The 8,713-nt window shown below is 36.0% G+C and carries 15 protein-coding genes; 4 read left to right on the top strand and 11 right to left on the bottom strand.

What is annotated here, in order from left to right:
* Window positions 1-155 precede the first annotated feature (155 nt).
* The 8 genes from ACFILW_RS08290 to ACFILW_RS08325 form a co-directional block, all read right to left on the bottom strand.
* On the bottom strand, window positions 156-467 hold the full coding sequence (locus tag ACFILW_RS08290) for a hypothetical protein (RefSeq protein ID WP_375685521.1): 312 nt from the start codon (window positions 465-467) through the stop codon (window positions 156-158).
* A 342-nt stretch (window positions 468-809) separates the two neighbouring features.
* Complete coding sequence (locus ACFILW_RS08295) at window positions 810-1,268, bottom strand: hypothetical protein (protein ID WP_375685522.1); 459 nt, start codon at window positions 1,266-1,268, stop codon at window positions 810-812.
* Entirely contained in the window at window positions 1,255-1,584 is a 330-nt protein-coding gene (locus tag ACFILW_RS08300) for a hypothetical protein (protein ID WP_375685523.1), read from the bottom strand. The genes ACFILW_RS08295 and ACFILW_RS08300 overlap by 14 nt, the downstream gene beginning before the upstream one ends.
* 197 nt (window positions 1,585-1,781) lie before the next feature.
* A complete protein-coding gene (locus ACFILW_RS08305; protein WP_375685524.1) occupies window positions 1,782-2,228 on the bottom strand; it encodes a hypothetical protein in 447 nt (148 codons plus the stop codon).
* Window positions 2,188-3,276, bottom strand: coding sequence for a hypothetical protein (locus ACFILW_RS08310; protein ID WP_375685525.1), 1,089 nt, complete (start codon window positions 3,274-3,276; stop codon window positions 2,188-2,190). Before ACFILW_RS08310 ends, ACFILW_RS08305 begins: the two co-directional genes overlap by 41 nt.
* Complete coding sequence (locus tag ACFILW_RS08315) at window positions 3,266-3,616, bottom strand: DUF1376 domain-containing protein (RefSeq protein WP_375620299.1); 351 nt, start codon at window positions 3,614-3,616, stop codon at window positions 3,266-3,268. Before ACFILW_RS08315 ends, ACFILW_RS08310 begins: the two co-directional genes overlap by 11 nt.
* A complete protein-coding gene (locus ACFILW_RS08320) occupies window positions 3,606-3,950 on the bottom strand; it encodes a DUF1376 domain-containing protein (RefSeq protein ID WP_375685526.1) in 345 nt (114 codons plus the stop codon). The genes ACFILW_RS08315 and ACFILW_RS08320 overlap by 11 nt, the downstream gene beginning before the upstream one ends.
* Window positions 3,940-4,413 carry a crossover junction endodeoxyribonuclease RuvC gene (locus ACFILW_RS08325; RefSeq protein ID WP_375685527.1) on the bottom strand — a complete coding sequence of 158 codons (474 nt, stop codon included), beginning with the start codon at window positions 4,411-4,413 and terminating at the stop codon, window positions 3,940-3,942. The genes ACFILW_RS08320 and ACFILW_RS08325 overlap by 11 nt, the downstream gene beginning before the upstream one ends.
* 75 nt (window positions 4,414-4,488) lie before the next feature.
* On the opposite strand from ACFILW_RS08325, the gene ACFILW_RS08330 reads away from it, so the two are divergent.
* Window positions 4,489-5,052 (top strand): hypothetical protein, encoded by a 564-nt coding sequence (locus ACFILW_RS08330; RefSeq protein ID WP_375685528.1) that lies wholly within the window; start codon window positions 4,489-4,491, stop codon window positions 5,050-5,052.
* A gap of 37 nt (window positions 5,053-5,089) precedes the next feature.
* On the opposite strand, the gene ACFILW_RS08335 is transcribed toward ACFILW_RS08330, so the two are convergent.
* From ACFILW_RS08335 to ACFILW_RS08345, 3 genes are read right to left on the bottom strand one after another with little or no spacing between them, the layout of a single operon-like run.
* Window positions 5,090-5,314, bottom strand: a complete 225-nt coding sequence (locus ACFILW_RS08335; protein ID WP_375654772.1) for a hypothetical protein — start codon at window positions 5,312-5,314, stop codon at window positions 5,090-5,092.
* A gap of 10 nt (window positions 5,315-5,324) precedes the next feature.
* Complete coding sequence (locus ACFILW_RS08340; protein WP_375685529.1) at window positions 5,325-6,383, bottom strand: hypothetical protein; 1,059 nt, start codon at window positions 6,381-6,383, stop codon at window positions 5,325-5,327.
* 10 nt (window positions 6,384-6,393) lie between these two features.
* Complete coding sequence (locus tag ACFILW_RS08345; protein WP_375646653.1) at window positions 6,394-6,672, bottom strand: hypothetical protein; 279 nt, start codon at window positions 6,670-6,672, stop codon at window positions 6,394-6,396.
* A gap of 120 nt (window positions 6,673-6,792) precedes the next feature.
* Between ACFILW_RS08345 and ACFILW_RS08350 the strand changes: the two genes are divergently transcribed.
* The 3 genes from ACFILW_RS08350 to ACFILW_RS08360 all read left to right on the top strand — a co-directional run bounded on the left by ACFILW_RS08350 (window position 6,793) and on the right by ACFILW_RS08360 (window position 8,572).
* Window positions 6,793-7,122: a helix-turn-helix transcriptional regulator gene (locus tag ACFILW_RS08350; RefSeq protein ID WP_208439714.1), complete on the top strand. Its 330-nt coding sequence runs from the start codon at window positions 6,793-6,795 to the stop codon at window positions 7,120-7,122.
* 263 nt (window positions 7,123-7,385) lie between these two features.
* On the top strand, window positions 7,386-7,766 hold the full coding sequence (locus ACFILW_RS08355) for a hypothetical protein (protein ID WP_375646654.1): 381 nt from the start codon (window positions 7,386-7,388) through the stop codon (window positions 7,764-7,766).
* A gap of 113 nt (window positions 7,767-7,879) precedes the next feature.
* The gene (locus tag ACFILW_RS08360) at window positions 7,880-8,572 is read left to right on the top strand and encodes a hypothetical protein (protein WP_375685530.1); all 693 of its coding nucleotides are present in this window, start codon (window positions 7,880-7,882) and stop codon (window positions 8,570-8,572) included.
* The last annotated feature ends 141 nt before the right edge of the window (window positions 8,573-8,713 follow it).

Below are 8,713 nucleotides of genomic sequence, written 5' to 3' on the forward strand. Positions count from 1 at the left end.
CAGTTTTTCCCTCAGGAATACGGTGGATTTCATCTGTGAGTTCATATTTTTTGGATACATTTTTAGTGGTCATAGGTTTTACTCCTAATCTAACATTTGAATAAATTTTTGAATGAAATGGTTATAAGGAGGCGCCCCCGCCACGCCCGAGCCATTTACGCAGCGTCTTTTAGGCTATGTACATTATTCAAATCGGGGGTATAAGCTTTTAACAGAGGCACTATTGATTCAATTGGTTCGGATTGACCGAATTCTGTCATAATTGCTAAGATTTTTGTAAAATTTGGAATTTCTTTTTGTAATTTAAAAAACAAAACTTTCTCAAGAGCCCCCATAAGCTCTACTAAAGAAATATGATATTCATTTTCAGTATCAATATCAATATTTTCACTATTAGCTTCTTTACATACTGCCATCCACAAATCACATAAGAAATCAGTGGTAATATTAATTTCGTTTTTTGTCATTTTAACACCTAGTTATTTAGAGTTTTTAATTGACAGCCCATAAAGGCGCCGGGTGCTAAAAACACGGTAACTAGTCCGTTGCTTATACTTTTCCCTCGCGAAGGGTATTGTATGGTATAAGCACACCCGACATAAATCATCATACGCTATTCAAAGCATAAAAGACAGCCAGTATTTTAAGAAATGGGAGAAACCTTATCGTGGTTTACCCGCTAGTTATTAGTGGTTTTTAAGCACTTGTCGACCTTTCTAAACGAACCTTTCTTTAAAGTCAATACGTATTTTTTTATTTTTTTCACTTTTTTTCATTTTGATACCTACCTAATTGAATACCAAGTGCTTTTAAATTTTACTTTTGGTTTTTAGTATAAAATGTAGTGCGTAAATGGACATGTTTATTAAACTGCGTGTATGCAACATGAGAAAGAATGAATAAACTAAAAAAAAGTACCAAATAACGATATCTAAATACCAAAATACAGTATAACTATTTGGAAAAATTAAAACGACAAGTGCTAAACTTATTAGCTTTAAGAGTCTGTGCAAATACTGTTGTAAATCACGTGTTAATATCTTCCAACCTGTTGTATCATCATCTTTATATTTTGGATTGTTCTGCAACTCAAAAGGAATATGAGAATTGCATAAAAGTACAAAAATATTTGTTATTATTATCAAACCAAAAGATGCAAATATCAAAATACCTTGGATAAAATAGGGATTTTTTTTAATTCCTAGAAAGCATAAAAATATAAAAATTATAATACCAAACAAGGCTCTTAGCTGCTTATCTGTAAACATATTTATTTCCTGCGGTTTTCGATAATTTTTTGATCTCTTTATTGATCTCGTCTATAAGAGGTTCGTAATTGAGAACGCTTTTCGGAATACCACCCCCATATATCCAAGCTTTCACTTGAGCCTTGGTACTGTAATCAACTTTCTCGGGCATATCATGATATTGACCACCGTCAAATTCTTCGTATTCTCTTGTGCCATCATCATATTCGTAAAGGTTATAAAAATACTCTGCTACCCCTAATCCCCATGGTGCATGCCCCACCGCCGTTGCAACCCACTTTTTTTGCCCTTTCTGTTTACGTTTTTTTAAAAACATCTGGTTTAATATCCCCTATCTAAATCCATAACTTTACCAATGGGTTTATTTGCCTCAAAATGGACTGTACAGAAGCGTTTTTAATTTCAATGTGGTTTTTATCACAAAATCTTTAAATCGCTCTGTACGGTGCCTTTCTGTCAATTTAAACGCATCTCTATTCTCAAAATCATCAGCAAATTTCACTACTTTGCTGTTTATCCTTCAATGCCTTTTAAAACCTCTTCAAGTTCTTTTTGAATCTTTTCTATGCGTTCTGATGGCATCGCTGCCTTTTGATTTGTTCCCTTTTCAGGCTTTTCAAGGCTCCTAAAAATGTGCTTTGCATAAAAACGAATATCGCTTTCAAGCTTCTCGCAGTAACGATAAAAATCTGCTGTCGATGGCATAAAGGTTGCATTTAATCCCTCTGCTTTGCCTTTCAAAGCGTTCTTTGTAGCCGTTTGCAATACCCAGCTGCTTATGCCTTCAAGAGCGTAAAGATACGCAAGCGCTGTCGCTTTCTCATCTGATCCCATGGGGCTCTTAAGTCCATTTGAAAGGACAAGATACGTTGTTTGAATTTCTTCTTCAGTCGCTTTCTTTTCAAGCTTTTGCAACGCATCATGAACTAATGAAGTAATTCTCTCCGCTTCTGCAATCAATGGTTTTTGCCCTGTCTTCCAATGGAATGGTGGTTCGGTTGTCATCCTCGAATAAAAATTTGTACACACTATCTGAATTTTTGATATTGGACATGTGCTGTGCAACGCGATAACTCCATCCACGCTGCTGTTCTGTTGTTTCAGTGCTTGGCTTTCCATAGTTTTTTCCTTTTTGTAAATCTTCAATTGCCTTGCGTACCCAGTTGCGCCATGTTGCTTGCCAATCCGTTTTGCATGCGTCCTTACCTGCCTTGGCATTCCAATAATCTCTAAATTTTGCGATTTCGACTTTTACACGCTCTGGAGGCAAGCCCTCTCTAATCGCAAAATCGTAATCGGGCTCAAAATCCGTAGGCAATCGACAGCCTCTATCGGTTTTAACCCGCTTGGCTTTCTTAGGAACGCTTTCTTGCTCGTGAATGATTGGTTGTTTGGTTTCTATCGTTTTGATTTGTTCTGATTGGCTTTCAACATCACACTCGATTGCCTTTTCAACAAAATCGTTTGTTTCTAAATTTTCAAAATCAATTTCTCTTTTTGATAAAATAATATTTTTATTTTTTTTGTTATTGTTAATGTTATTGTTATTGTACCCTCTTGAAGAATCTTCAAGACATCTTGAAGAATCTTGAAGACTTCTTAAAGAATCTTGAAGACTTCTTAAAGAATCTTGAAGCTCTCTTGAAGATTCTTCGTGGTTTTTATGTTTTCTAGTATTGGCGGCTTTTGCTGCTCTTTCTGCAAACTTATTTAAAGTTTCGTCTGAATTTTTTAATTCTTCTTCAACATCTGAACACCACAAATGACCATCTTCTGAAAGAATAATGTGTCCAGATCTAAATAAGTAATCTAATGCCTTCTGAAATCTTTTTACTGAACAACACGTAAAATGAGATAATATTTGCGCATCATTTACAAGAGGCTCTCTAGTGCGCAACATTTGCAATCGCAATCGCATATAAACATTGCCTTCAATTGCGGGTAAACAAGCGAGATCAAGAAGCCACTTGTCTGCAAAAAGCCTCGTCCATGGCAACTTAGTTGACATACTTCACCTCCCTTTCTTTATTATTATTGCAAGTGAAATTATCTAGCTCTTCAGTGACGTTATTGAGTTCTTTTTCAACTTCTGAATTCCACAACCCACCATTGTCTAAACGTATGATGAATCCACCTTCAATCAAGGAATTCAAAGCTGCTTCAAACTCTTCTACTGGATAACCAACCCAAAAAGCTAATACCGTTAAGTCCTTTAAAATAGGTTCACCAGTATGGAGCATTAGAAGTCGCAACATGACATAGATACATTTCTCGGTCGGCGACAAACAACCAAGAGTAAGAAGCCATCTGTCTGCAAAAAGCCTCGTCCATGGTAATTTACTGGACATTCTCTTTGTCCTTCCTGTGCTTATGCCATGCGATTTCTGATTGTTGATTGTTATTCTTCAGCTCTTCTTCAATATCTGGACTCCAGATGTGGTTGTCATCAAAAAGAAAGATGTGTCCAGTTTCAGCTAAGAGATCTAGCGCATCATCAAGCTCGTCAATTGAACAGCGAGCTAATGAGGACAAGGCTCGTAAATTGTTCGTAATAGGCTTCCCAGTGTGTAACATTTTTAATCGCAACCTCATGTAAATATTGCCTTCAGTAGGAGGCAAATCAGCGAGATCAAGAAGCCATTTTTCTACATTAATTTTTATCCATTGGTTTTTATTTGACATTAGTGATTTCCCTTTCTTTAACTAAATATAAAATTGCTAAAGCATCTGCTTCATTATCATCACATGGCTTGTGTCCTTTAAGACACATTGCCTTAATCATCTCTTCTTTCGACGCATTCCCCTTGCCTGTCGTCGCTTTCTTAATCGTACTTACTGGTATCCCCTCATACGGTATCTGATGCTGTTCACACCACGCCGTTAACGTTGCTAACAAACCACCGTAAACATGCGCTGCATCTGTACCTTTATGACGCCTCACCTCTTCAAAATACACCACGTCAATTTGACCTGCTGTCTGCTTTATTTCTGATAGCCATTGTTTAAAACGCAAGTAACGCATTCCACCGCCTTCAAAACGGCGCGATTGAAAATTCACGGTACCACTAAACATGTCACCACTTGCACCACGTATCGCCCACCCCGTTTTGGTACCTAGATCAAAACAAAGAATCGTGTTAATCACCACACCACTCCATACAAAATGTGTTTTATAGAAGTGTTTTTTTCCGAAAATGAAGGAAAGAAGGGTGTAAGAAGTATGCAAATAGATAAAGATGTGATTGATATTATTTCATTAATAGTACCAACTTTCATCTCATTTTTTGGAATATGGTTAGGTTGTAGAAATCGAAAAATAGATCTTATAAATTTCAATAAACAACTAAGACAATTACAAAAACAATCTGAAACAGCAAAAGAACATCTATCCATCTTATGGGAGGAAAAAGAGAGACGAGACTTAGGACCAAATCTAGAGGTTGTTATAGAGAAGAAACCACACGCATATAAAAAGGGTGAAGATTTCCTTATTGACATAAAAGTAATCATAAAAAATCCTACAAAACATTCAATAAAAATGAATAATTTTCGTATACCTGATGAAAGTCCATTTGCATTTGTTGAAGGTGCTTTTCTAGGAAAATATCCGCTATCTTTAATCCTCGAAAACGAGAAATATATGAGTTTTAAAAATCCTTTTACAGCAGACTTAAAATCGCAAGATATATGCAATTATTTTAATCTAAAGGAAGATGAAGAAAGAGTATTTTTCTCACAGTTCGCCACCTCAAACCAAATATCGAAACTGTACCAATCTTTATAATTGAACACACTTCATCAAATCACCCAGAAAGAGTAGTTCAAACTAAGTTTTGGCTAGAATTTTTTCTATCTTTTGAAGAAGAGAACATGCTAGGATAAGATAATCTTTGGATTTCCTCTTCTTGCCTCCATATTTTTTCATTTTTCTTCATTATTTCCTTTTTAACTATTTGTAATTCTTTATAAAATAGATAAAGTTGAATAGCTAATTGAATATTTACAGCTATAGATACTATTAAACCAGTATACGATCCTGCATTCATCTCTATCTCCTCACTTACCCTTCTTCTTACTCTTCTTATTCTTATGAGACGGCGCTTTTACTGCTTCATCACGCTGTTTAAGCTCTTGTGTTAGTCTTTCAACTTCCTCGTCGCGTGATTGAACATCTGCTTTTAGTGCCTGTATCTTTTCACTTTTCCGTTTAAACTCTTCTCGGTACGCATCTATCTTTTGTTTCAGTTCTTTAATTTCCTCCTCACGTTCTTTAATCTCTTGCTTCAGTTGTTTAATTTCCTCGTCGTCACATTCTTCCATCTTTTGTTTCAATTCTTTAATTTCCGCATCATATGATTGAACATGTACTGTTAGTAGCTCTATCTTTTCACTTTTCCGTTTAAACTCTTCTCGGTACGCATCTATCTTTTGTTTTAGTTCATCAATTTCCTCGTCACGTTCTTTAATCTCTTGCTTCAGTTCTTCCATTTCCTCGTCGTCACATTCTTCCATCTTTTGTTTCAGTTCATCAATTTCCTCGTCGCGTTCTTTAATCTCTTGCTTCAATTCTTTAATTTCCGTATCACGTGATTGAACATCTGCTTCGAGTTCTTTAATTTCCTCCTCACGTTCTTTAATCTCTTGCTTCAGTTCTTCCATTTCCTCGTCGTCACATTCTTCTATCTTTTGTTTCAATTCTTCAATTTTCTCGTCGCGTTCTTCAATCTCTTGCTTCAATTCTTTAATTTCCGTATCACGTGATTGCACATCTGCTTCGAGTGTCATTACAACTTCACTTACATTTCTGAACGCCTTTTCATGCTCTTCAGTCTTTTGTTTCAGTTGTTTAATTTCCTCGTCGCGTTCTTCAATCTCTTGCTTCAGTTGTTTAATTTCCTTGTCACGTTCTTCAAGATCCGCATCACATTCATCAATTGTCTGCTTGCTTTCCATTAAATACCTAAACTCATTCTCTTTCATTTTTTTCTTAATATCTTGAACCTGCTCTTTAAGTGCTTTAACTTGGTTGCGATAATGCAATGCAATACGAAACATCACTCCGCTTAAGAGCAAAACTGAAACCACTGCTATCCATAAAATTTCATTCGAACTCATCTTTATCTCCTTAATGCTGTAAAGTTTCTCCGGTGTGATCAACACCGCAGCTCTTGCTAATTTTCGACAATGGGGGGTGTTGCTCTTGCATTAATCTCTGCAAGCGCTCGGGATAAAAAAAATCTTCTGGACGCAAATCTATCCCATGCTCACGTGCGTAATCTAAAATTTTTTGCTGGTGTTTTGCTGGTATATCACGCCATCTATAAACAGATGACACATCTCTTTGCACTATGGTTGCTACAGTTTTGAAACCACCTAAATATTTTATAATTAATCTCGAAGGCATATGTAATCTCCATAACAGCGCAATAAATAATTGCGTTTTATGCACAAGTCAACGAAATTATGCTTTTTTATCATTTTTGCACATTTGCATAAAAATATATTTTCAAGGATTATACGAACCATGGAACAAGATATTCAGTCCAAACTTAAGCTATGGATTAAAGAGCGTCTTAACGAACGAGGACACGGCGCACAAACATTATTAGCATCACATTTAGAACTACACCCATCAGCAGTGAATCGCATGCTTAATACCTATCAAAATGGTAAAACGCGAGATATAACCATAGATGAACTAGTAAAGATTTCTGAATTTTTTAACGAACCTCCCCCCAGTTTTTACAAAGAAGTAGACTTAGATTTTATGAAAATATGTGCATCACTTGATCCAGTTGACAAAGAAGCGGTGCTTGATTTTCTTGAATTATTAAAAAAATTAAAAACAAAATAAGTAATAATTAACTGCTCTTTTTCATTGAATAATGAAAAAACAGATTCTATTTTTTTATCTATATCGCTCATAAACATCTCCCAAATTGTGGATAGCGCATAATTTAATTATATATTTTAAGATTTATTTTTGCGTTTTATGCAAAATTTTAATTGACTTGTGCATAAAATACAATTATCACTGCACCATACCCCGAAAAAAAAAACCTATGTCAAGGCGTTTTTTTTCAAAATGTATTTAAATATTTTGATATGGAGGCATTTGTGAATAAACCAGTGTTTATAAATTCTGATGAAATTCTCTTAGTGATGTGCGAAAATGAAGAACAAAATCTCGCAAAATCTGGACCTTTCTTAGAAGAAAGTGACATTATCAATTTTATCGACCAAATCGATAATGCTGTCCAAATTTTACGTATTGAACCATCGACTAACCGTTGCGAAGATATCTCTGAAGATATTGCCGAATGCTATCTGAAAGAATGTGAAGAGCAGTGTTTCAACGGCAATATACCTCACGACTTTGTTAAAGACAGTAACGCATACGGTTTTTTTTTAGATGATATAAAACAGCGCGAATATGATGATGCAATGTATGGTTCTTACGAAAAACAACACCGTTTGCGTCCTTGTGATGTGCTTTAAAAGCTAAAGGCGTTTTTAAAAGACGCCACCTTTTCAAAAAATTCACCCCACAATGCAATGCCGTTCTTTTGCAAGAGCGACAAAGGCAGAATCTAACTTAAAGGAGTAAAACCATGGAAAAGAAATACGAACTTACTGATGAAACAATCGAAGTTGGGGGCAAAACTCTCCGCCGCATTCGTGCACTGAGAGATTTGGGGGACGTCAAGAAAGGTGATCTTGGCGGCTATATCGAGAAAGAAGACAATCTAAGTCATGAAGGTGATTGTTGGGTAGATGGTGATGCAAAAGTCTATGGTTATGCCAAGATATTTGATGGCGCCTGTATTAGTGGAAGTGCTACGGTTTGTGATGATGCACAAGTTTACGGTCATGCAGAAGTTTCCGGTGATGCGTATATTTACGATCATGCAAAAATTTATGATGATGCTAAGGTTTACGATCGTGCAGTCATTTACGTTAATGCAAAAGTTTGCGGTTTTGCCAAGGTTTTTGGAAAAGCAAGAATATACCATGACGCCATAATTTCCGAACATGCACACGTTTATGAAAATGCAGAAGTTTTCGACAACGCTACAATTTCGCACTTTGCATCCGCTTATGATAATGCTCGTATTTTCGGTAAAGCAAAGGTTTGTGGTTTTGCCGAAATTTATGATGGAGCACATGTCTCTGAAAAAGCTAAAGTTGGCGGTCGCGCAAAAATCTCTGGAAATGCCCGTGTGTTTGGTGGTGCACTAGTTTGCGAGAATGCCAAAGTAACCGGAAATACAAAAGTATCTGGAAATGACACTGTTTTAAGATAAGGGCATGAGGCAATAAACCATGGAAAAGAAATACGAACTTACTGATGAAACAATCGAAGTTGGGGGCAAAACTCTTCACCGCATTCGTGCTTTAAGGGATTTTGATGATGTTAAAGCAGACGACCTAGGCGGTTTTATACA

This window comes from Bartonella sp. TT110JLCBS, assembly GCF_042193405.1.
GTDB lineage: Bacteria > Pseudomonadota > Alphaproteobacteria > Rhizobiales > Rhizobiaceae > Bartonella.